Consider the following 21,782-nt stretch of genomic DNA (forward strand, 5'->3'; position numbering starts at 1 on the left):
CGAGTTCGAGAGTGATTCGGCCTCGCTTCGCCACGGCAACCGCCCCTGGCGTTCCGCTCCCACGCACCGGAGTCCGCCATGTCCATCACGTTCCCGCGTTTCTCGAAGTCGTCCGGAAGCCAGCCTCCCCCGCTCACCCCCGACGTACCCGCAACCGGCCTGACCGCTGCGCTCGATCGCATCGGGTTCACCCGAGTTCAGTTCTTCGTCATCGCATTGCTGATGGCCGGGCTGTTCTTCGACAGTCTCGAACAGAACTCGACCGGGGCCATGGGCCCTCTCCTCAAGGATTCGTTCGGTATCGGCAATGCCGAACTGACACTGATCAATACGGCCACGGTGCTCGGTGGTCTCGCCGGACGACTCATCGGCGGGTACATGGCCGACCGCTGGGGACGCCGAGTCGCGTTGAGCGCCAACCTACTTGTCTACACACTGGGTGGGCTGATCAGCGCCGCCGCGGTCAACTACGAGATGCTGCTCACCAGCCGCTTCATCGTGGGCATCGGTCTCGGTGGCGAATTCACCGTGGGTCTGGCGATCCTCGCCGAGCTGGTCGCCACTCGTCACCGCGGCTCTTTGCTTGCGACGCTGAACATTTCGTCCGGCGGCATCGGCAACATCGCATCGTTCGGATTCTTCCTGCTGGTTCTCGGCCCGCTCGGCGGACTGCTCGGTGGTCCGGACACCTCGTGGCGCTGGACCTACGTCATCCTGGCCGTTCCCGCACTCCTGGTCGTGTTCTTCCGTCGCTATCTGCCCGAGTCCCCTCGATTCCTGTTGTCGAAGGGCCGTGTCGACGACGCGAACCGCACGCTCACCAAGCTCGCCAGCGGCTCGATCAAGGGGCTTCGCGATCCGGGTCCGACGAAGCAGTTCGTCACCGCCGCAGACGTTCTCCCGCACACCAAGACGTCCTACCTCGAAGTGTTCAAGGGTGTCAGCCTGCGGCGCACGGCCGCCATCGGTTCCGCCTCCTGGATGTCCTTCGGCGCACAGGTGACGCTGCTCTTCCTCATGCCGATCCTTCTCGTCGACCGCGGCTACTCGCTGAGCGATTCGCTGGCCTTCACGATGATCATGAACATCGGCAGCCTGTTCGGCGCATGCGCAGCGTGCTACATCGCCGGCAAGGTGCCCCGTCGTGTGACCGTCATGAGTGCCGCCGTCCTGGGGTGCATCTCGGCCATCTCCTTCGCCGTGTTTGCACAGAACACCTTCCTGATCCTGTTGCTGGGCGCCATCTTCCAGTTCTTCACGATGTTCATGAACACCATGTTGTCGGTGTGGACTCCGGAACTGTTCCCGACGTCCATCCGCGCCATGGGTGCCTCCGTCGTCAACGGCATCGGCAACGTCGCAGGAGCCGTCATGCCGTTCGCCGCTCTGTTCTTCTTCGATCGGGCCGGTATCGCCGGGGTGTTCTTGATGATCGCCGGCATGTACGCCCTGCTGGTCGTCGCCGCCAGGTTCGGCCCCGAAACGTTCGGCAAGTCCCTCGAAACCGTCACCGAAGCTCCGGTACTCGTCAACGCCTAGCAACACCCCCCGAGAGAAAGTAGTGTCACCGATGCTGGAATTGTCCATCTCCGCCACCGCGCGCGGACTGAACTACCTACCCGAGTACTACGCTGATCAGACGGGGCTCTTCGCCGATCACGGTGTGCACGTGACGAACACGGCCAAGGACCCGTGGACGGGTGTGCTCGACGATCTCGAGAGCGGTGCCGCAGACGTCGCCCTCGGAGGGCTGTGGGTCCCCGGGATGTACTGGGGCAGCTCGCGTGAGCTGACCGTCTTCGCTCAGGTGAACCACCAGTTCCCGAAGGCACTCGTCACGCGGACTCCCGAACCGTCATTCGCATGGTCCGATCTCACCGGCCGCACCGTGCTGGCCCCGGGTATCGGCGGCAGCGCGCCGTACGCCTTCACCGCGGGCCTCGTCCGGGAGTCGGGCACCGACCCGGCGTCGATCACCTGGCTTCGCGACCTCTCCACCCCGATGTACGTCGAGATGTTCGAAGCCGGACTGGGCGACGCGATCGTCCTCGACATCACGACGGCGCAATTGATGCAGGACAAGGGAACCGGATTCATCGCCATCGAGTACACGGAAGCCGGCGGGCTCGGCCCGAACAGCGTGTACTACTGCCGCACGGACCGCGTCGACGAACTGCGTGAGCGCCTCGTGCGGTTCACCGGAGCCCTCGCGCAGTCGATGGACCGCATGCAGTCGGTCACGGCGGGGGACCTCGAGGGCATCATGGCGCAGTACTGGCCGCAGCTGCCCATGCCGACGCTCCTCGCGTCGTGCACACGGATGCTGAACTCGCGTACGTGGGACACCGTTCGCATCGATGCGGACGCCACGGATCGGTGGATGGGGATTCTCGAGGACGAGAAGATGGTGCGCAAGGCACCGTCGTTCGGTGATCTCGTCGACACGTCCATCGTCGACGCTGCTCTCGCGCCCACCCGCTGACGATGGTCCTCGTCCTGGGGCACGACGACATCGTGGGACTTCTCGATCGAGACGAGGTACGGCGGGCCGTCGAACAGGCGCTCGCCGACCTCGCGACGGGCGACGCCGTCAACCCTGCACCGGTGGCAATGCCGGTGCAGGGGAACGGGACCGTGCTGCCCATGGCCGCCGCGCACGGCGACCTCGCGATCGTCAAGGTGCTCTCCGACCTCCCGGCCAACCGATCGGCAGGCCTGCCGGTACAGCGGTCGACGATGGTGGTCACGTCGACGAAGACCGGAGAAGCCGTCGCGGTGCTCGACGGTCGCGCGATCACCAAGGTGCGTACGGCGGCCACCAGCGCCGTCGCGACCGATCATCTCGCTCGGCGTGACGCCGTCACGCTCGGCCTGGTCGGTGCGGGAAACCTCGCCGTCGAGCACACGTTCGCGATTGCGGCGGTCAGACCGCTCGAACGTGTCGTGGTGTGGTCGCGTTCGGAGAGCACCGTCGAGAAGTACCGCGCTGCAACGCAATCACTCGGATTGATCGTCGAGGTTGCGCCGACGATCGAGTACGCCGTCAAGGCTGCCGACGTGCTGTGCACGCTGACACCGTCGCGTGACCCGCTCGTGCAGGGTGCCTGGTTCGAGCCCGGTCTGCACGTCAACGCAGTAGGGGCGCCGCCCCGTCCGGACCACCGAGAGATCGACGGTGAGGGGATGGCGCGGTCGAGAGTGGTCGTCGACAGTCGAGCGACCTCCCTGGCCAAATCCGGTGACCTTCTGCTCGCCGTTGCCGAAGGACGTATCGACTCCGGTGCGGCCGACCTCGAACTCGGTGCCGTGATTGCCGGGAGTGTCGTGGGAAGGCGATCGGATCGCGACATCACCCTGTTCGACTCGGTCGGCCTCGGTTTGCAAGACCTCGCGGCAGCGACGTTGGTGCTGCGCGCGATGTCGGCCTGATGTCCGAATTGTCCAGCTGAGACTCATATTTCACCGCTGTCATCCACTGTTTACAGACAGCCCGTGCATCACCGGTCTCCCGGCGATACCTTCGATTTTCCGTCAGATTATCTGCGGCTGCAGCAGCGTGGCCGCAACTTCCGATCGAAGGATCTTCCGATGACCGACGTTCAAGGCGCTGCATACGACAATTCCGCGTTGTCCCACGAGGACGAGGGATATCACAAGGGGCTCAAACCCCGACAGCTACAGATGATCGCCATCGGCGGTGCGATCGGTACCGGCCTGTTCCTCGGTGCCGGTACTCGTCTCCGCGAGGCCGGGCCGGGTCTGTTCATCGTCTATGCGATCTGCGGGTTCTTCGTCTTCCTCATCCTGCGGGCGCTCGGCGAGCTGGTGCTGCACCGGCCGTCGTCGGGATCGTTCGTCTCCTACGCTCGCGAATTCCTCGGTGAGAAAGCAGCGTTCGCCGCCGGGTGGCTGTACTTCCTCAACTGGGCGATGACCGCCATCGTCGACACGACAGCCATCGCGACCTACATGCATTACTGGAGCGCCTTCAAGGGCATTCCGCAGTGGACCATCGCGCTCATCGCATTGGTGATCGTCTTGGCGATGAACCTGATCTCGGTGAAGCTGTTCGGTGAGTTGGAGTTCTGGGCCGCCCTGGTCAAAGTCGTTGCGCTGGTTGCGTTCATCGTCATCGGCACCGTGTTCCTCGCGGGCCGTATCGACATCGACGGGCACAAGGCCGGCTTCAGCCTGATTCAGGACGCGGGTGGCCTCTTCCCGACCGGACTGTTCCCGCTCGTCATCGTGACCTCCGGTGTCGTGTTCGCCTACGCAGCAGTCGAACTGGTCGGTACCGCAGCCGGTGAGACCGAGAACCCGGAAAAGATCATGCCGCGGGCGATCAACTCCGTGATCGCCCGTATCGCAATCTTCTACGTCGGCTCGCTCGTCCTGCTCGCTCTTCTGCTGCCGTACACGGATTACGAGAAGGGGACGAGCCCGTTCGTGACCTTCTTCGGCAAGATCGGGCTGGCGGGCGGCGGCACCATCATGAACATCGTCGTGCTCACCGCCGCACTGTCGAGTCTCAATGCCGGCCTCTACTCCACGGGCCGCATCCTGCGATCCATGGCGATGAACGGAAGTGCCCCCGCCTTCACCGGCAAGATGAGCAAGAACGGTGTGCCGTTCGGCGGCATCCTGTTGACCGGCTTCATCACGCTGTTCGGCGTCGCACTGAACGCGTTCAACCCGGGTGAAGCATTCGAGATCGTGCTGAACATGTCCGCACTCGGCATCGTCGCATCGTGGGGCACCATCGTGATCTGCCAGATCCAGCTGTACCGCTGGGCGCAGAAGGGGATTCTGTCGAGGCCGACGTTCCAGATGCCGTGGGCGCCGTACTCGAGCTACGTCACGCTGGTGTTCCTGTTCGCCGTGTTGGTGCTCATGGGCTTCGACCGCCCCATCGGAACCTGGACTCTCGCAACGCTGATCATCATCGTTCCCGCGTTGATCGGCGGCTGGTACGCAGCACGCGGCAAGGTGCTGGCCATGGCGCAGGAGCGGATCGGCTACACCGGTGAGTACCCGGTGGTGGCGAATCGGCCGCTGCCGGAGGACAAGTAGCTCGCTCCCCTGACTCAGGGGCGTCGAGGGCGCACACTGGTGAACACCAGCAGGACGGCCAGGACGACGATGACGGCGCCGAACAGAAACGGCACCCAGTTCGTCGACTCGGTCGACTGCCCGGTCGTCGACGCGTACGTCACGTTCACCGGATCCTTCAGGACGGAGGACAGTGCGGTCGATGTGGACGGTAGGGCGGAGACTCCCGCGCCGATCTGCTTGCCGATGGTGTCCGACAATGTCGACAGCTGCGTGATGGCACCCAGAATCTGGTCCTTCGCACCGCCGAGCAACTGCGGAGCGCCCTCGGCGATGGGCCCGATAGCGGCTTGCAATTGGGAACCGGCGCTGGACAATTGAGCCGATATCTCGGCGAGCTGGTCGTAGCCGTTCTGAACTGCGCTCCCCAACAGCGTGTCCGGCCCGCTCCCGAGCAAGGTCGAGAAACTGGTCAGTTGGTTCGTGGCCAGAGCGATGTCCGACTGTGTCTGCACTACCGGGGCCGCATCGATACCGTTGGCGCGCAACGTGTTCTGCACTGTGTCGAGCAGCCCACGCAGTTGATCGGCACCTCGGGTCACGTCCGCGATGGTCAGCCCCGCCTGATTGAGCCGTGCGGACAGATCGGCTGTGGGTTGGCGGGCTCCGTCGACGAGGCGGGAGACGTTGTCCGACGCCGCAACCAGCTGATCGGCGCCGGAGCTCGCTGTCTGCAGGAACGGCAGAAACTGATCGACGCTTCCCAGTAGCTGTTCGCCCTGAGCGCCGGCACCCTTCGTGGCGGCGGCGAGGAGCTGCGACGGGAGAAGAGCTTGCTGCAGTTGCGCTTTCGCACGCGCCGTCTGGGTCAGTAGCCCTTGGACACCCGTGGACGACGTCCGGTCGGCTGCGGCGTCGACGAGTGCGACGAGAGTCGGATCGGCCGCGCCGTCGACACTCAACTGTGCCTGCTCCGGTGTCGTTCCCGTGGTCGAGTTCAGTGCGGTGGAGAATCCGGCCGGCACCGTGACGGTTGCGTCGAAGGTGCCCGTCGGACGCTCACCGCTGGTGACGGTCCAGTCGAACGCTGTCGACTGGGTGAGGTTGTCGGCGAAGTCCGTGCCGGCTTCGACGGTCGTGGTCCCGACGGTCACGCCGTCGTCGTTGTTCAGGACGAGGACCTTCGGTGCCCGATCCCCGCCGCTGCTGATCGCGGTGTACGCGCCCACTCCGATGACGAGAAGGACTGCGATCAGTGCGACGACGATCGGCCAGCGCCGACGTGTCGCCGAGGAAGTGTGGACCATGAACTCCACGGTAACTGTGGCCGCGCCGGACCCCTGAAATGCAGAGCCTACGAAAGCCGAAGCCTCAGCCCATGTGCACCGGTGTGTCACCGGCCGGCAGGTCGTCCTTCTTCGCGCGGACGAGGAACAGCACGATCGGCGTGATGATGATGACCATGACCGCAGCCGCGGCGAACGCGTGCGCGTATCCGGAGACCTCGGCCGAGAACATGTAGTCGATGGTCGAGTTGATGAAATTCCGGATGGGTTCGGGCAGCGCGGCGAGGGCTTCGTCAGACGGAAGCGTTTGCGACGCAAGCGCTTCGGGCGGAACACCGGCCGGGGGAACGGGCGCGGCGTTGGAGCTCATGTACGACGACTTGGCGGAGGTGTAGATGGTGGTGAAGACGGCGGTGCCGAGGGCGCCGCCGATCTGCAGTGCCGCGTTGACGAGGGCGCTGGCTGCGCCGGCGTCGTGATCGGCGACGCCGATGAGTGCAACGTTCTGCATGGGCACCATCAGCAGGCCCAATCCCAGGCCGAGAAGAAGAACGCCGGGCAGAACGTGGGTCCAGTAGGACGTGTCGACGCCGATCTGCGTCAGCAGTACCAATCCGACGGCCGAGACGACGGGACCGGCGGCCATGAGCGGCTTCGGTCCGACTCGGGGCATGAGGGCGGACGCCGCACCGGCGGTGATCATGATGCCCGCGGTCATGGGCAGCGACGCGACGCCGGCCACGACGGGGCTGAAGCCGAGCACGATCTGGAAGTAGAACGTCAGGTACAACGTGCCACCGAGGAGGGCGGCACCGATGATGGCCGAGCCCAGGTAGGCCGACCCGCGATCGCGGTCCAAGAGGACACCGAGCGGAAGAAGCGGGTGATCGGACTTGGCCTCGACGACCACGAACGCGGCCAGCAGCACGATTCCGAGGGCGATGAAGCTGAGGGTGGAGACGTTGGACCAGCCGTCTTCGGCCTTGGTGAAGCCGTAGACGAGCGAGCCCAGTCCGAGTGCGACCAGCACGGCGCCGGGGACGTCGTACTTCGTGTTGCCCTCGGCCTTGCTTTCCTTGACCAGCGGAATCGCCGCAGCCGCGGCAAAGATGGCGACGGGGACGTTCACGAGCAGGCACCAGCGCCAGTTCGCGTATTCGGTGAGGACACCGCCGAGGAGCAGGCCGACGGCGGCGCCGCCGCCTGCGATCGCACCGAAGACACCGAACGCCTTGGCGCGTTCCTTCTCGTCGGTGAAGGTGGTGGTGAGGATCGCGAGCGCGGCGGGCGCGAGGAGTGCGGCGAAGACGCCCTGTCCGGCGCGTGCGATGAAGAGTTGGTACCCCTCCTGCGCGAGACCGCCGATTGCGGACGCGATGGCGAAGCCGGCCATACCCACGAGGAACGAGCGCTTGCGGCCCCAGTAGTCGGCGATGCGACCGCCGAGCAGCAGCAGCGCACCGAACGACAGCGCGTACGCGGTGATGACCCACGCGCGGCTTCCGTCGCTGATGCCCAGATCCTCCTGAGCCTGCGGCAGGGCGATGTTGACGATTGTCGCGTCCAGCACGATGGTCAGCTGAGTGATCGCGACGATGCAGAGCACCAGCCAGCGGCGTTCGTAGTTCGGGTTCGCGTGCGCCAGATCGGTCGCGTTGCTCGGTGAAGTCACGGGAGAAATTTACCGGGGACCTCCGACACCCGTCAAACGAACTGGTTGGTTGGGGTAGAATATCGGCTGTGAAATCGGACACCCGGGACCGCATATTGGGCGCAGCTCGCACGGAGTTCTCGCATCACGGACTCGCCGGCGCTCGCGTCGACCGGATCGCCGTGGCCGCGAAGGCGAGCAAAGAACGGCTCTACGCCTACTTCGGCGACAAGGACAAGCTCTTCGAGGCGGTGCTCGAGGCCGGTTTCGCGCGGTTCGTCGATTCGGTGCCCTTCACCCCGCGAGATCTGACGGCGTATGCCCTCGCGAGCTTCTCGCACCTGTCGACCACGGACGGCGATCTGCGCATGTTGCTGTGGGCACAACTGCAGGGCGACGGACAGCGGATCGCCTCGGCCGAGCAGACGATGCTCGATCGCATACAACTCGTGGAGAAGGCTCAGGCCGACGGCGTCGTCGATTCGACGTGGCGGGCGGACGATCTGCTGACGATGATCTTCGGCGTGGTGTTCAGCTGGGCCACCATGCCTCACTCGGAGACCGATGTCGACGAGACGGAGATCGGGCGTCGTCGACGGGTGATCGGTGACGCGGTGGGCCGGTTGGTCGACCCGCGATGATGTGTCCGTGCGGGTTCGGACCGGACTACGCCTCGTGTTGCGGTCCCCTGCTGGAGGGGTCGGTAACCGCCCCGACGGCCGAACGGTTGATGCGATCGCGGTTCACCGCCTTCGCACGCGGCGACCGCGACTACCTGCTCCGCACCTGGCATCCGTCGACCCGTCCGAAACGGCTCGATCTCGACGACGACCAGGAATGGACCGGGCTCGAGGTGCTCGAATCACAGAACGGCGGGTTGTTCCATCACGACGGGACGGTCGAGTTCGTGGCGCACTATCGACAAGCGGGTCGGCCCGGGTCCATGCGGCAGCACAGCCGTTTCACCCGCGTCGACGGCCTGTGGACCTACCTGGACTGATGTTCGGCCGAGTCCCGCGCCTCCACCGAGAGCGCGAACTCCGTCGTCAACCGCGCCAGGTGTTCGGGATGCGAGAGCGGTGACCAGTGTCCGGCCTCGATGTCGTTGCGGCGCAGGTCTTTCACCCACAGCCCGGTGTCGTCGTAGTGGAACGGACGCACGGCGACGTCCTCGGTGTTCACGATGAGCTGCACCGGGATGTCGACGTACCGTTCGCGTGGACGGGTCAGGCGCGGAACGAGATTGGCGCGATAGAGGGCGCCGCCGTTCAGCGCGTCCTCGAGGAGGGTCGGCGACATCTCCACGCGAGACGGATCGACGTTCGAGAACGTCTTCAGAAAGTTCGCCCAGCCCTTGCGGTAGTAGCGCTTGGCGCGCAACCGTGCGAGCGGCGGGATGTGGAACGTCACGGTGTACCAGGACGCGCGAACCTGCGCGAACACCTGCGCGAGGTTGCGGGGTGTCGGTCGCTTCAGGCGCGCCCTCGACCATTTGCCGAGATGGTCGAGATTCGGGCCGCTGACCGATGTGTAGGACCGGATACGCTGCGCTGCGCGAGGTTCCGCGGCAGCTTCCCAGACTTCGACGCCGCCCCAGTCGTGCGCCAGCACGTGGACGGGCGCGTCCGGACTGACGGCGTCGATCACGGCGTAGAAGTCGGCGGCCAACTTGTCGAGAGTGAAGTCCGACGTCCGCGGCGGGGTCGTGCTCTGGCCCGCTCCACGGGAGTCGTAGCTCACGATGCGAAACTTGTCCTTCAGCAACGGAACTACGTGCATCCATAGCGCGTGCGTGTCGGGCCACCCGTGGACGAGCACCAGCGTGGGCCCCTCGGGGTTGCCGGTCTCGAACACTGCGAGGTCGACGTCTTGACTTCGAACGGTGATCAACGTGCTCCTTGAACTAGAGGTCGAGAACGAGCCGCGTCCGATCGGCGCGGGAGACGCAGATCAGCATGTGGTCGGCGCGCTCGTCGTCGGTGAGTCGTTTCTCGCGATGATCCGGAATCCCGGACAGCACCCGGACTTTGCACGTTCCGCAGAAACCCTGTTGGCACGAGTACCCGATGTTCGGCTCCTGTTCCTTGATCACCGACAACGCGGAGCGGTCGGCAGGGACGTCCAGAATCTGTCCCGAGGAGACGAGTTGCACCTGAAAGGCTCGGCCGTCGACGATGGGCGCAGGCCCGAAGCGCTCGAAATGCAGTGCGATCGCCGGACATTGCTTGAATCCGGAACGTACGGCAGCGAGCATCGGAGGCGGTCCGCAGCAGTAGACGGCACCGCCGTCGGGCGCGTCGCCGAGCAGGTCGTCGGTCGTGGGAAATCCATTGTCGACATCGGTGTGGATGCGGACGCGGTCGGATTCCCACGATTCGATCTCGTCGAGGAACGGCATCGACTCGCGCGAGCGTCCGGCGTAGACGAACCGCCAGTCGAGTCCGCGGTCACGCGCGGCGCGCACCATCGGCAGGATCGGTGTGATGCCGATACCGCCGGCGAGAAACAGCACGCTGGGTTCGGCTGCGAACGGGAATGCGTTGCGGGGGCCGCGAACGGTGACCGTCGATCCGGCGAGCAGGGCGTGCATGAAGCCGGATCCGATGCCGGACGGGATGCGTCGCACGCCGACGCGATAGCGGCCCCGATCTGCGGGGTCACCGCACAGCGAGTACTGACGACGCACGCCGCCGCCGAGGTGAATGTCGATGTGCGAACCGGGTTTCCACGCCGGGAGTTCGTCTCCGGACGGATCGACCAGTTCGATCACCGCGACCTCGCCGTCGGCTGTACCGGGGCGTATGGAGTCGACCGCGAGTTCGAGTGCTGCGGATCGGTCGGTACCCGCGACGGACTCGTCGTACGCGAAGCGGGACACCGCACCGAGATAGTTGTTGACCACGAGACCGATCGCCGACAGGATGCGATCGGGTCGTGGTCGGCCGCGTAGATCCAGCGGCCCGTCGATCATCTCGTAGCCGCCTGCGCTGCAGGTGATTTCGCAAGATAGGCGATTGCCTGCTCCGTGGATCCCTCGTGGCTGGGGTGGTAGCCGCGATGGAAGTAGTGCGAGTAACGGACGGTCAGCTCCACGGCGGACGGCAAGGTGCCCTTCCGTGCGGCTCGCCACCACTTGATCGGGGTCGGGCGACGGCGTTTCGCGGAGTTGCCCTGCAGCTCGGGGTCGTTGGCCATGAGGAAGCGCGTGCCCCGCATCCAGAGGTAGACCATCATCGGGCCCGCGATGAGTTGGGTCCGCAGTCGGCGCACCTCGCGCTTGTCGAAGTAGCGCAGCGTGTCGTACGCGACGGAACGGTGTTCGACCTCCTCCGAGCCGTGCCACCGCAGGAGGTCCAGCATCGTGGGGTGAATGCGGGCGCGGTCGAGGCCGTCGGCGTTGAGAACCCAGTCGCCCAGGAACGCCGTGACGTGTTCGATCGCTGCGATCAGCGCAAGTCTTTCGACCAGATGGTTCTTGGACCGGGCGCTGGTGACGGGTCGCGGTCCGATGACCTTGAAGAAGATCCAGTTCATCTGTTCGGTGAACGGCGTCGGATCCAGCCCGCTCTCCTTCAGATGTTCGAGCACACCCGCGTGGGCGTTGGAGTGCATCGCTTCCTGGCCGATGAAACCGACGACGTCGTCACGCAGTTTCTCGTCCTCGATGAACGGCAGCGCCTGCTTGAACGTCTCGACGAACCATTCCTCGCCCGCGGGAAGGAGAAGGTGCAGGACGTTGAGCACGTGGGTGGAGAACGGATCGTTCGGAATCCAGTGCATCGGAAGTTCGTCCCAGTCGAAATGCACGTCGCGTGCCTGCAGGACGAGATCGTCCGTCTCGGTGCCAGTCATGGAGTGCCTCTCGTCGACGATCTTGCCTATGACGACAAGTTACTATGACGGAGCGTAACGGTAAAGGCGTTCCGGCTACGAAACGTGCGGGCGAACACATGTGATGCTGGTCAAGAAGCCTTGCGTGGTGTAGGAGGTCTGCGAATCATGAGAGAAGGTAATGAGACGGTTGCGGGGACTACATCGATCGAGGTAATCAGCGGATGGACAAGTTCAGCAGCCTGACCGGGCGTGACACGGTCGGCAGTACGGAAAGCCCACTCCTGCGCACCGTCGACCGCATCGAGCGGGCCGTGCACCGCATCACCGTCGCTTTGATCGTGGCCACCGTCCCCCTCGCGTTGTGGCTCGGCTTCTCGACGTACAGCCAGCAGGAACAACTGTCCGACCAGATCGCCGCGTCGACACGCACTGTCGAGGCGACGACGCTGGAAGACGCGCCGAAGTTCACGATGATGACCTCTGACTACTCGACGCCTCCCTCCATGGCCGTCCCCGCGAAGTGGACCGTGGACGGTATCGAGCACGACGGGCAGGTGACGGTCACCGCCGGCGCTCTGGCAGGCACCAAGACCGACCTGGTCGTCGACGAAGCCGGTCTGCCGTCCGCACCCGCAGCCAGCAGCACCGACATCACCGTCGTCTCGATCTTTGCCGTGATCGTCACCGTCATCACCGTGGTGAGCGTGCTGGCCCTGCTCGGGTGGGCCGTCCGCCGGCAGTTGGACCGTCACCGGGACGCGATGTGGGACGACGCGTTGTACCGCTTCTTCGCCTGATCCGAACGGGCTACCGACTTCCGTTCAGTGCAACCGATTGGCCCCGGCGACGATGGCCCGCGCGGTGGATTCGAACGATGTTGCGCCGCTCCCCATCGCCCACGCAGTGCGATGACCGTTGCTGCACAGGGCGAACGTGACGGTGCCCGTCTCGGTCGGCTGCTGATGGAACGACGTGATCTCGACATGGATGCCGGCCTCGTAGAGCATCGACGTCATGGCCTCGGCCGGACCGAACGCGGTGATCGCGGCGCTGTGAATGGTGTCGGCGACCGCGAAAGTGGCGGCACAGTCGTACCGTCCCGAGCCGCATGCGGTGGACTCCCAGCTACCGAGCCGCAGTGGCCCGAAGGTCGGCGAGTACGTGGCGCGAAAGTCGGTGAAGGACATGCCCTGCGCCTCGGCATGCAGAGCTCGCGGCATCGCAGGAGTCGAGAACGAGTCGAGGAATGCGTGTGAAGTAGTCATTTCGGGGTTCTTCCGGTGTAGAGGAAGGACCGACTGGTAGCGAACGACCCGCAGCGAGGGGTCGGTCCGAATCAGACCCCGCTACGGTGACGTACTACGAGTACACGCGACATGCAATCACAGTAACCCGGCGCGGTGACGTCAGGCAAGCACGGCCGTGACCACCGGAGTATTCGTCTTTCTAGCCTCCGCGCAAGATTTCGGTAGACGCTCATGTCGCCGTTTTGTGTCTAGGACACGCGCTAGAGAGCCGCAGAATTGCCTGTCGAACTTGTTAGCGTCGCGCCATGGATCCCGTGCGCAATCCGTACGCCCCCGGCGCCGGACAACGTCCGCCCGAACTGGCGGGACGAAGCAAGCAGCTCGACGCGTTCGACGTGGTGCTCGAGCGCATCGCGCGTGGCCGGCCGGAACGCAGTGTGGTGCTCACCGGGCTCCGCGGTGTGGGCAAGACCGTGTTGCTCAACCACCTGCGATCGGCGGCCATTTCGCGTCGGTGGGGAACGGGCAAGATCGAGGCGCGGCCCGATCAGGACCTGCGCCGGCCCCTGTCGTCCGCATTGCACATGGCCGTCCGCGAGATAGCCGCGTCTCATCGGGACCCCGACCGAGTCGACGAATTCCTGGGTGTGCTCAAGTCTTTCGCGCTGAAGGCGTCCGCCGACAAGGGAATGCGCGACAAATGGCAACCCGGCATCGATGCGCCTGCGCTGAAGGGCCGCGCCGACACCGGCGACATCGAGATCGACTTGGTCGAACTGCTGCTCGATGCGGCGTCCCTCGCGCGGGACGTCGGGGTGGGCATCGCCATCTTCATCGACGAGATGCAGGATCTCGCCGCCGAGGACGTCTCCGCGATCTGCGGCGCGTGCCACGAACTGAGCCAGGATGCGGCGCCGCTGATCGTGGTCGGTGCCGGGCTGCCGCATCTACCGGCGGTGTTGTCGGCGTCGAAGAGCTACTCGGAGAGGCTGTTCAGCTACCACCGCATCGACCGGCTCGATCGCGCGTCCGCGGATCAGGCGCTGATCGCGCCGGCCGAGCGCGAGGACGTCGAATTCACGTCCGGCGCCCTCGATGCCCTGTACGCCGCGGCGGACGGTTACCCGTACTTCGTGCAGGCGTACGGCAAGGCGACGTGGGACCACGCCGCGGCGAGCCCGATCACCGACGCCGATGTTCGGGTGGCGGCACCCACCGCGGAAGACGAACTGGCCGTGGGGTTCTTCGGCTCTCGCTACGAGCGAGCCACTCCCGCCGAGCGGGAGTACATGCGCGCCATGGCCGATCTGTCCGGCGACGACGGGCCGGTGGCGACCGCGAAGATCGCGTCGGAACTCGGTCGGCGTCCGGCGTCGCTGTCCCCGGCACGCGACGGGCTCATCAAGAAGGGCCTCATCTACTCGGCGGAGCGAGGGTCGATCGGGTTCACCGTTCCGCACTTCGGACGCTATCTGCGCGGGCAGGCGGACTAGCGGGTCAGTTCAGTGCCCACTCGACGGCCACGGACACGCCGACGGTCTGCTGCCCGGGCTCGATGGGAACCGCCGAACTCGCGGAACTGCGATCGCTCAGCGTCATCGGTTGCTCCTGGCCGGTGATGTTCTCGGTGATGGACAGGACGCCCCCGAGTTCGCCGCCCGACAACGTCGCGTATTGCTCGGCGCGGTCGCGTGCGTCGGCGAAAGCACGCGATCGGGCGTCCGCGACGAGTGCCGAGTTGTCGTCGATGCGGAACGACACCCCGGAGACACGGGTCGCGTTGCCGCCGGCCGTCGTCGCGTCGCCCAGCACGGACGACGCCTTCGACAGATCGCGGACGGTCACCCGCAAGGTGTTCGTCGCCCGGTAGCCGGAGATCTCGGAGGTGTCGCCCGAAAATCCGCCGGAGTACTGCGGGTCGATCGACACCTGTTGCGTCTGCACATCGCTGCGATCGACGCCGGCAGCGACGATCGCGTCGGTCACCGAGGTGACCGCCGTGTTCGCTTGTTCGATGGCTGCGGTCACGTCGGTCGCCACAGCTTCGACGCCGATCTGGGTGGTCAGAGTGTCCGGAGTGCCCTGGACCTCGCCGAGACCGTTGACCGACACGCTGGGAGGCCCGTCGCCCGATCCTGCCGTAGGGGAGCTGCTTCCACACGCTGTGGTCAGGGCCGTCGTGAGCACGAGTGCGGCTGCCAGTTTCCGTTTCACCGCCCGTATTGTCCACTGCCGGTGCCGAGTTGGAAAGACCTGGCTACGGATCCGGCGTCAGTGGGTGATGCTGCGCAGTGTGAAGGTGCGCACCGGACCGGGGATGCTCGCGTCGCAGGTGGTCAGGATGGGCGTCGACCACCCCTGCTCGAGGGTGACGGTGACGTCGCTACCGCTGTCATGGGCCAGGACGATCGTCCACACATCGTGCTCGACGGACTCCGACAGCGGTGCGAGTGTGTCGATTCTGTTGTCCTGCAGCATCAGTCGTGCGTGATGCTGGGCCGCCTGTACCGGGTTGGACAGCGAACTGCGTCCACGTACGAAGCGTGTGTCCACCGTCCCCTGCGTGTACTGCTGAAACAACGTGCTCGTGTCGGTCAGATCGGCACGGCCGAAGTAGAACCCGTGGGGGAACATCACCATCGTTGCCGCGAAGCGGTCCCCACCGAGGTGCGAGCACTCCCACATCTGCTCGGGATGCGTCGCGTCGAGTGCCTGCGCGGCTCGGCGGCCGTGGACGGCGCAACACTGATCGTGCCGCCCGTGCGTGCAGACCACCACGATCGGGTCCGTGGAGGGAGAACCGGTCGACCCGTCCAGCGGGACGTCGAGCAGTTCTCGGGGTGTGTCGACGCGGCCCCACCGAATCGTTTCGTGGCCGGGCCGCGAGTCGACGAACGCCCACCGCCACACGTCCGGCTCTGCTCGCCGGCCGGTTCGGCGAATGGCCAAGGGCCGCATGCCTGCTCGTTCGATGCGGCGAACGATGTCTCTGCCCAGGCCCGAGTCGATCACGCCGGGCGAGTCGATGAACGCCGAATGGCCCCAGGATCCCGACAGCTCGATCAGGAACCACTGCAACCCGCGTGATCCGGTGCCTTCGAGATTGTCACCGCGTTCGAGTGCGCAGTCGCTGCAGGGTCGCCAGTTCGGATCCGAGCGTGGTGTCATCTCTTCCGACCGGGCACGAGGATTCCCTCGCGCAGCAACCGCGTGACCACGACCTTCGAGTCGTCGGCGTCGAGACCGTCGAGTTCGCCTGCGCGGGCAGGTTTTCCCTCGTGCAACCGCCGCACGGCGGGAGCACAGACGAGAGGGAGGGTCACCGTCTTGCCGGGCAACACGACGGAGACACCTCCGGCACCCTCGACGATTCGCGCGCTCGACCCGTGTCGCCAGATCACCTCGTCCGCGTCGGTCAGGCTTGCCATCGTCGCCACCGTACGGAGTGGGCGCACTGGCTCGGGGCGGGTGGTGTCGAGGAAACGCGAACGAATGCGTTCGGCGACCGCCTGCGGATCGGTGTCCACGGCGCCGAGTGCGTCGAGCGTGGAAAGGACGTGCGGTGCAACGGCATCGACGTCGGTGAGGTCGATGCCGAGCGGTAGCGGCGACCGCATGGCCGGGTCGTCGGCCCACGTCTTCAGCATCTGCAGTGCGACGTCGTAACGCGTGAACGCGGCCATTCCCACGGTGAGATGTATGGACGTCTCGCCCAGCGCCGTGGCCGAGTGGATCCAGCCCTTCGGGATGTACAGCGAATCACCTTCGCGCAGAACGACATCGAGGGTGGGTTCGGTGGCCGCCATACGTTCGACCGCGGACCGGTGGTCGGTCCAGGGCTGGTTCGACAGGGGATGCTCGTGAACCGGCGGATGTATCAGCCAGCGCTTCTCGCCACTGACCTGGAGTACGAACACGTCGTGCACGTCGTAATGGGGATCGAAACCACGCGACGACGACGGTGTCACGTACGCGTTGATCTGTACCGGATGACCCACGTCGTCGACGAGGTCTCGGGAGAACCGAATCAGTGGGGGCCACAGTCGATGCAGACCCTGCAACACCATCGTGGCGCCGGCGGCGAACTCGGCCAACGCCTTCGCGGAATCGACCTGGTCGGGCATCTCCGCACCGAAACCACCGGACGCCGTGTAGGACTCACGCGGCAGAACCGAGCCCTCGTGCGCCATGCGCAGGAACGGTGTGCGCACACCACGCTCGGCGACGAGCTCGTCGACGGCATCGACGGACAGAAGGTCGGTGAACGGCGTGGGCAATTCGTCGGCGCGACTGAGCAGCGGTGCGCGGCCCCAGAATTCGTCGGCGAAGCGTTTCGTGTCGTGTGAGATGCAACGAGAAAGCGCGGACCGGTTCTCCGGCCCGCGCATCCCGTCACGCAGTGTGTTCAATGGACGCAGAACTACGCGGTGCCGTCGGCTCCGCCGTCGTGGCCGTCCGGGTTCGAGCCGCCGTCGGCCGTGCCCTCGCCTGCGCTGCCGTCGGCTCCGCCGTCGTGGCCGTCCGGGTTCGAACCGCCGTCAGCGGTGCCCTCGCCGGGTGCTGCGCTGCCGTCGGCTCCACCGTCGTGTCCGCCGGGGTTGGATCCGCCGTCAGCGGGACCCTCGCCGCCTGCGGCTCCGGATGTGGTGATGTCGTCGTCGTTGATGCTCATCGAATTCCTCTCGTTGCCATCCATACCTGGTCTACAGGCATGTCATCAGTGTTGACCGAGCGGGCTCCATTCAAACAGTGAACGGCATAACTCACCACACCGACTCGGTTCAGTGATCGGCCAATGCCCGGTCGTCCGCTTCTCTCAGTTCTTCCGCTTCGTCGTGCACGTACCGACCGCCGGCGAGCAGCGACGCCACGGACCCGATCACCATCAGAATCGCGGCCGCGACGAACACGACCACCAGACCGGAATGGAACGGACCGCTGATGAGGTTCGGGAAGAAGCTCTGTCCGGTGAGGACGTCGGTGTTCACTCCTGCCTGCCCCAGAACGCCTGTGGGACCGAGGAGTTCCTGGATCGGGTTGAATCCGAGGAACGCCGCGAACAGGCTGCCCACGGGAGGCAGCCCTGCGACGGTGTTCGCCACGTCGGCAGGCACGCCCTGCCCCGTCAGTCCCGACGTCAGTGCTCCGGGGAGGGTGTGCGAGAGCCCGGCGATCATGAGCGAGAAGAAGATCCCGATGGACAGGGCCGATCCGGCATTGAAGAACGTCGCCCGCATCCCCGACGCCGCTCCGCGCTGTTCGGCGGGGACGCTGGACATGATCGCCGCGGTGTTCGGCGAGGAGAACAGGCCCGACCCGACACCGTTGAGGAACACGATTGCTGCGAACACCCAGTAGTCGAAGTCGACGGGAATGACCAGGAGCAGGACGAACGTCACGGCGACCAGTGCGAGACCTCCGGTCGCGAACGGCCGTGCCCCATAGCGGTCCGACAGGTATCCCGAAACGGGACCCGCCGCGAGGAAGCCGACGGTGAGAGGTAGCAGGTAGATCCCGGCCCACAGCGGGGTGGACTCGTAGCTGTATCCGTGCAGCGGAAGCCAGATGCCCTGTAGCCAGATAATCAGCATGAACTGGAGGCCGCCGCGGCCGACCGACGCCATGAGGCCCGCAAGGTTGCCCAGCCCGAACGCGCGATTGCGGAACAGCGAGAGGTGGAACATCGGTTGCGCGACAACCGATTCGACCCAGCAGAACGCTCCGAGGAACGCGATGCCGCCGATGATGGCGCCGAGCACCCAGGGGTTGCCCCAGCCTGTCGGCGAATCACCATAGGGCTGAATGCCGTAGGTGATGCCCGACAGGAGCGCGATGAGACCGACCGCGAAGGTGACGGTCCCCCACCAGTCCAGCCGGCCGGCGACGCGTGCGGCGACTTCGTGCAGGGACCGGTAGGCCCACACCGTTCCGAGAACGCCGATGGGCACGCTGACCCAGAACACGGCCTGCCAACTCCACTCCGAGAGCACACCGCCGATGATCAGGCCCAGGAACGAGCCGGCAACGGCGGCTACCTGATTGATACCCAGTGCCATGCCGCGCTGGTTCGACGGGAATGCGTCGGTGAGGATTGCGGCGGAGTTGGCCATCAGCATGGCGCCACCGATTCCCTGCACGACGCGCCAGACGATCAGCCACATCGCTCCGGCGCCCTGATCGAGAAAGTCGAAGCACAACAGGACCGACGCGAACGTGAACACGACGAACCCGAGGTTGTAGACCTTGACTCGGCCGTGGATGTCCCCCAGTCGCCCGAACGCGACGACGAACACCGCCGACGCCAGCAGGTAGCCCATCAGGAGCCACAGCAGATAGCTGACGTTTCCCGCCGCGAGCGGATCGAGGTGGATCCCCCGGAAGATGGCGGGCAGCGAGATGATCACGATCGAGGAGTTGATGGTGGCCATCAGCACGCCGAGCGTGGTGTTGGACAGCGCGATCCACTTGTAGTTCGGGTGGTTCTGGTCGAGGCGTAGCCGTCGTCGGACGGTGTCCACGTCGCCTTGGTCGAAGTCGTCGGGCTTGTCGTCGATTGTCATGACCCCACCTATGAATTCGCAATTTAGTTAGATAGGCGAATTGTATTTCAGAGGTGGGTGAGTAATCGAGTCGTAAAGACGGGGCTTAGGGGACGCGAATGATCAGCGCGTCACCTTGGCCGCCGCCGCCGCACAGGGCGGCCGCGCCGACACCGCCGCCGCGACGCTTCAACTCCAGCGCCAGGTGCAGTGCGATGCGTGCGCCGGACATGCCGAGGGGGTGGCCGATGGAGATGGCGCCGCCGTTGACGTTGACCTTCTGCGGGTCGAGACCGAGTTCGCGGGTGGATTCGATGCCGACGGCGGCGAAGGCTTCGTTGATCTCGACGAGGTCGAGGTCGGTGGGGGCGATGCCCTCTTTCTCGCAGGCCTTGGCGATGGCGCGGGCGGGCTGCTGTTGCAGGGTGGAGTCGGGGCCGGCGACGACGCCGTGGGCTCCGATCTCGGCCAGCCACTCGATGCCCAGTTCCTCCGCCTTTGCCTTGCTCATCACGACCACGGCGGCGGCGCCGTCGTTGATGGTCGAGGCGTTGCCCGCGGTGATGGATCCGGTCTTGGAGAAGGCCGGGCGAAGTTTGGAGAGGGTGTCGGCGGTGGTGTCGGCGCGCACCCCTTCGTCCTCGGCGAACACGAGCGGATCGCCCTTGCGCTGCGGGATGGACACCGGCACGACCTCGTCGTCGAAGAGTCCGTTCTTCCACGCGGCCGCGGCGCGCTGGTGCGACTGCGCGGCGAACTCGTCCTGCTCTTCGCGGGTGAGCGGTGTCTGTTCGTCGGCGTTGTAGGACTCGGTGAGCGAGCCCATGGCCTGGTCGGTGAAGATGTCGTAGAGGCCGTCGTACGCGAGGTGGTCCTTCATGGTCACGTCGCCGTACTTGAACCCGGCGCGCGACTTCTCGAGCATGTGCGGTGCCTGTGTCATGGACTCCTGTCCGCCGGCGACGACGATGTCGAACTCGCCCGCACGGATGAGCTGATCGGCCAGGGCGATGGCGTCCACGCCGGACAGGCAGACCTTGTTGATGGTGAGCGACGGAACGGACATGGGGATTCCGCCGGCGACGGCGGCCTGGCGGGCGGGCATCTGCCCGGCGCCGGCGGTGAGGACCTGGCCCATGATCACGTACTGGACCTGGTCTCCGGACACTCCAGCCTTTTCCAGTGCCGCCTTGATGGCGATGCCGCCGAGATCGGAGCCGGAGAAGTCCTTGAGCGACCCCATGAGTTTTCCGACGGGGGTACGTGCGCCCGCGACGATGACCGATGTGCTCATGCTGTTTCCCTACTGTCGTTACGAACGTCGATTGCCAACGCTGACAAGGCCATACGAGAAAGTACGGCCTTCATGGCCGCGTCCGGGACGCGGCCTGTGGAGTGCGGCGTGGAGTTCAGGAGACCGAACGCCGCGTGTGCCTGGACCCGCGCAGTGTCTTCGGTGCGCCCGGAGTCGGCCGAACACAGAACCTGGACCCACAACTCGACGTACAGCCGCTGCAGCCGCCGGACGCGCCCACGCGCGGTGGGAGGAAGGTTCGCCAGATCGCGTCCCTGCACGCTGATCAATCCGGGAGACGTCAGAGCGAAATCGAGATGGAAGTCGACGAGCCCGCGTACGGCGTCCACGGGTGAGGTGCTGCTGCGCACCACGTCCTCGCCTCCGGACTGCAGGTGCTCGGAGATTCCGACGAGCAATTCGACCAGGACAGCTTCCTTGTTCGAGAAATGGCGATACACGGCCGGGCCGCTGATTCCGACGGCCGCTCCGAGATCCTCGAGCCGGACGCCGTGGAAACCCCGTTCGGCCACGAGATGAGCGGCGGCGTCCAGAAGTTGGTGCCGGCGGTCGGCCTTGAGCTGAGAACGGCGCGTCAGCGGCTGCGGCATCGGTTCCCCTGCCGACCCTGCTGCCGACCCTGCACTGGCCATCGCCGCGTCCCACTGCTTCCGCTCGAATGTACTGACCTCGAATGCTACCGGGTTGGGTTACTCGCTGTTCACTCGTCTGGAACCCTTCTTCGGGCCCATCCGGTGTGACCGTTGCCACGAATAAACCAGCACAGGGATCGGTGAACAGGTCGAAAAACGGGTGACTTGTCATCCGGACACCGTTCCTGGATGGTCAGCTTCAGAGATTCGGTAATGGCGCGTCCACATT

General features: G+C 65.5%; 21 protein-coding genes. 8 read left to right on the forward strand and 13 right to left on the reverse strand.

Annotation, left to right across the window (positions count from 1 at the left end; genetic code table 11):
• The first annotated feature begins 78 nt into the window (after window positions 1–78).
• From IEW02_RS01305 to IEW02_RS01320, 4 genes are all read left to right on the forward strand, one after another.
• Window positions 79–1,539, forward strand: a complete 1,461-nt coding sequence (locus IEW02_RS01305) for an MFS transporter (protein ID WP_229745721.1) — start codon at window positions 79–81, stop codon at window positions 1,537–1,539.
• A gap of 31 nt (window positions 1,540–1,570) precedes the next feature.
• Window positions 1,571–2,482, forward strand: coding sequence for an ABC transporter substrate-binding protein (locus IEW02_RS01310; protein WP_188542910.1), 912 nt, complete (start codon window positions 1,571–1,573; stop codon window positions 2,480–2,482).
• A 2-nt stretch (window positions 2,483–2,484) separates the two neighbouring features.
• On the forward strand, window positions 2,485–3,429 hold the full coding sequence (locus tag IEW02_RS01315) for an ornithine cyclodeaminase family protein (protein ID WP_188542911.1): 945 nt from the start codon (window positions 2,485–2,487) through the stop codon (window positions 3,427–3,429).
• A 159-nt stretch (window positions 3,430–3,588) separates the two neighbouring features.
• Entirely contained in the window at window positions 3,589–5,070 is a 1,482-nt protein-coding gene (locus IEW02_RS01320) for an amino acid permease (protein WP_188542912.1), read from the forward strand.
• A 14-nt stretch (window positions 5,071–5,084) separates the two neighbouring features.
• On the opposite strand, the gene IEW02_RS01325 is transcribed toward IEW02_RS01320, so the two are convergent.
• The gene (locus tag IEW02_RS01325) at window positions 5,085–6,356 is read right to left on the reverse strand and encodes a YhgE/Pip domain-containing protein (RefSeq protein ID WP_188542913.1); all 1,272 of its coding nucleotides are present in this window, start codon (window positions 6,354–6,356) and stop codon (window positions 5,085–5,087) included.
• Window positions 6,357–6,420: 64 nt separating this feature from the next.
• Window positions 6,421–8,007: an MFS transporter gene (locus IEW02_RS01330; protein WP_229745722.1), complete on the reverse strand. Its 1,587-nt coding sequence runs from the start codon at window positions 8,005–8,007 to the stop codon at window positions 6,421–6,423.
• Between the two features lie 68 nt (window positions 8,008–8,075).
• Between IEW02_RS01330 and IEW02_RS01335 the strand changes: the two genes are divergently transcribed.
• Together IEW02_RS01335 and IEW02_RS01340 are read left to right on the forward strand one after the other, a co-directional pair.
• On the forward strand, window positions 8,076–8,627 hold the full coding sequence (locus tag IEW02_RS01335) for a TetR/AcrR family transcriptional regulator (protein ID WP_229745723.1): 552 nt from the start codon (window positions 8,076–8,078) through the stop codon (window positions 8,625–8,627).
• A gap of 89 nt (window positions 8,628–8,716) precedes the next feature.
• Window positions 8,717–8,986, forward strand: coding sequence for a YchJ family protein (locus tag IEW02_RS01340; protein ID WP_371829897.1), 270 nt, complete (start codon window positions 8,717–8,719; stop codon window positions 8,984–8,986).
• Here IEW02_RS01340 and IEW02_RS01345 read toward each other — a convergent pair.
• From IEW02_RS01345 to IEW02_RS01355, 3 genes are read right to left on the reverse strand one after another with little or no spacing between them, the layout of a single operon-like run.
• A complete protein-coding gene (locus IEW02_RS01345; RefSeq protein ID WP_188542916.1) occupies window positions 8,974–9,876 on the reverse strand; it encodes an alpha/beta fold hydrolase in 903 nt (300 codons plus the stop codon). The genes IEW02_RS01340 and IEW02_RS01345 overlap by 13 nt on opposite strands.
• A 13-nt stretch (window positions 9,877–9,889) precedes the next feature.
• A complete protein-coding gene (locus IEW02_RS01350; RefSeq protein WP_188542917.1) occupies window positions 9,890–10,957 on the reverse strand; it encodes a PDR/VanB family oxidoreductase in 1,068 nt (355 codons plus the stop codon).
• Window positions 10,954–11,838, reverse strand: coding sequence for a metal-dependent hydrolase (locus tag IEW02_RS01355; RefSeq protein WP_188542918.1), 885 nt, complete (start codon window positions 11,836–11,838; stop codon window positions 10,954–10,956). Before IEW02_RS01355 ends, IEW02_RS01350 begins: the two co-directional genes overlap by 4 nt.
• Before the next feature lie 203 nt (window positions 11,839–12,041).
• On the opposite strand from IEW02_RS01355, the gene IEW02_RS01360 reads away from it, so the two are divergent.
• Complete coding sequence (locus IEW02_RS01360) at window positions 12,042–12,617, forward strand: Rv1733c family protein (RefSeq protein WP_188542919.1); 576 nt, start codon at window positions 12,042–12,044, stop codon at window positions 12,615–12,617.
• A 24-nt stretch (window positions 12,618–12,641) separates the two neighbouring features.
• Here the strand turns inward: IEW02_RS01360 and IEW02_RS01365 are convergent, their stop codons facing one another.
• Window positions 12,642–13,085: a 2-isopropylmalate synthase gene (locus IEW02_RS01365; protein WP_188542920.1), complete on the reverse strand. Its 444-nt coding sequence runs from the start codon at window positions 13,083–13,085 to the stop codon at window positions 12,642–12,644.
• Window positions 13,086–13,372: 287 nt separating this feature from the next.
• On the opposite strand from IEW02_RS01365, the gene IEW02_RS01370 reads away from it, so the two are divergent.
• Window positions 13,373–14,560, forward strand: a complete 1,188-nt coding sequence (locus IEW02_RS01370) for a DUF8462 domain-containing protein (protein ID WP_188542921.1) — start codon at window positions 13,373–13,375, stop codon at window positions 14,558–14,560.
• A gap of 4 nt (window positions 14,561–14,564) precedes the next feature.
• Here IEW02_RS01370 and IEW02_RS01375 read toward each other — a convergent pair whose 3' ends face one another.
• The 7 genes from IEW02_RS01375 to IEW02_RS01405 form a co-directional block, all read right to left on the reverse strand.
• Window positions 14,565–15,281 carry an SIMPL domain-containing protein gene (locus tag IEW02_RS01375; RefSeq protein WP_229745724.1) on the reverse strand — a complete coding sequence of 239 codons (717 nt, stop codon included), beginning with the start codon at window positions 15,279–15,281 and terminating at the stop codon, window positions 14,565–14,567.
• Window positions 15,282–15,338: 57 nt separating this feature from the next.
• The gene (locus IEW02_RS01380) at window positions 15,339–16,235 is read right to left on the reverse strand and encodes a ferredoxin family protein (RefSeq protein WP_188542922.1); all 897 of its coding nucleotides are present in this window, start codon (window positions 16,233–16,235) and stop codon (window positions 15,339–15,341) included.
• The gene (locus IEW02_RS01385; protein WP_188543927.1) at window positions 16,232–17,455 is read right to left on the reverse strand and encodes a cupin domain-containing protein; all 1,224 of its coding nucleotides are present in this window, start codon (window positions 17,453–17,455) and stop codon (window positions 16,232–16,234) included. Before IEW02_RS01385 ends, IEW02_RS01380 begins: the two co-directional genes overlap by 4 nt.
• A gap of 32 nt (window positions 17,456–17,487) precedes the next feature.
• Window positions 17,488–17,739, reverse strand: coding sequence for a BatC protein (locus IEW02_RS01390; RefSeq protein WP_188542923.1), 252 nt, complete (start codon window positions 17,737–17,739; stop codon window positions 17,488–17,490).
• Window positions 17,740–17,848: 109 nt separating this feature from the next.
• Window positions 17,849–19,627, reverse strand: a complete 1,779-nt coding sequence (locus IEW02_RS01395) for an MFS transporter (RefSeq protein WP_188542924.1) — start codon at window positions 19,625–19,627, stop codon at window positions 17,849–17,851.
• A gap of 85 nt (window positions 19,628–19,712) precedes the next feature.
• Window positions 19,713–20,900 carry an acetyl-CoA C-acetyltransferase gene (locus IEW02_RS01400; RefSeq protein ID WP_188542925.1) on the reverse strand — a complete coding sequence of 396 codons (1,188 nt, stop codon included), beginning with the start codon at window positions 20,898–20,900 and terminating at the stop codon, window positions 19,713–19,715.
• A complete protein-coding gene (locus tag IEW02_RS01405) occupies window positions 20,897–21,553 on the reverse strand; it encodes an SACE_7040 family transcriptional regulator (protein ID WP_308933147.1) in 657 nt (218 codons plus the stop codon). The genes IEW02_RS01400 and IEW02_RS01405 overlap by 4 nt, the downstream gene beginning before the upstream one ends.
• Window positions 21,554–21,782: the final 229 nt, after the last annotated feature.

Origin of the sequence: Rhodococcoides trifolii (genome assembly GCF_014635345.1) — a bacterium.
GTDB classification, from domain to species: Bacteria; Actinomycetota; Actinomycetes; order Mycobacteriales; family Mycobacteriaceae; genus Rhodococcoides; species Rhodococcoides trifolii.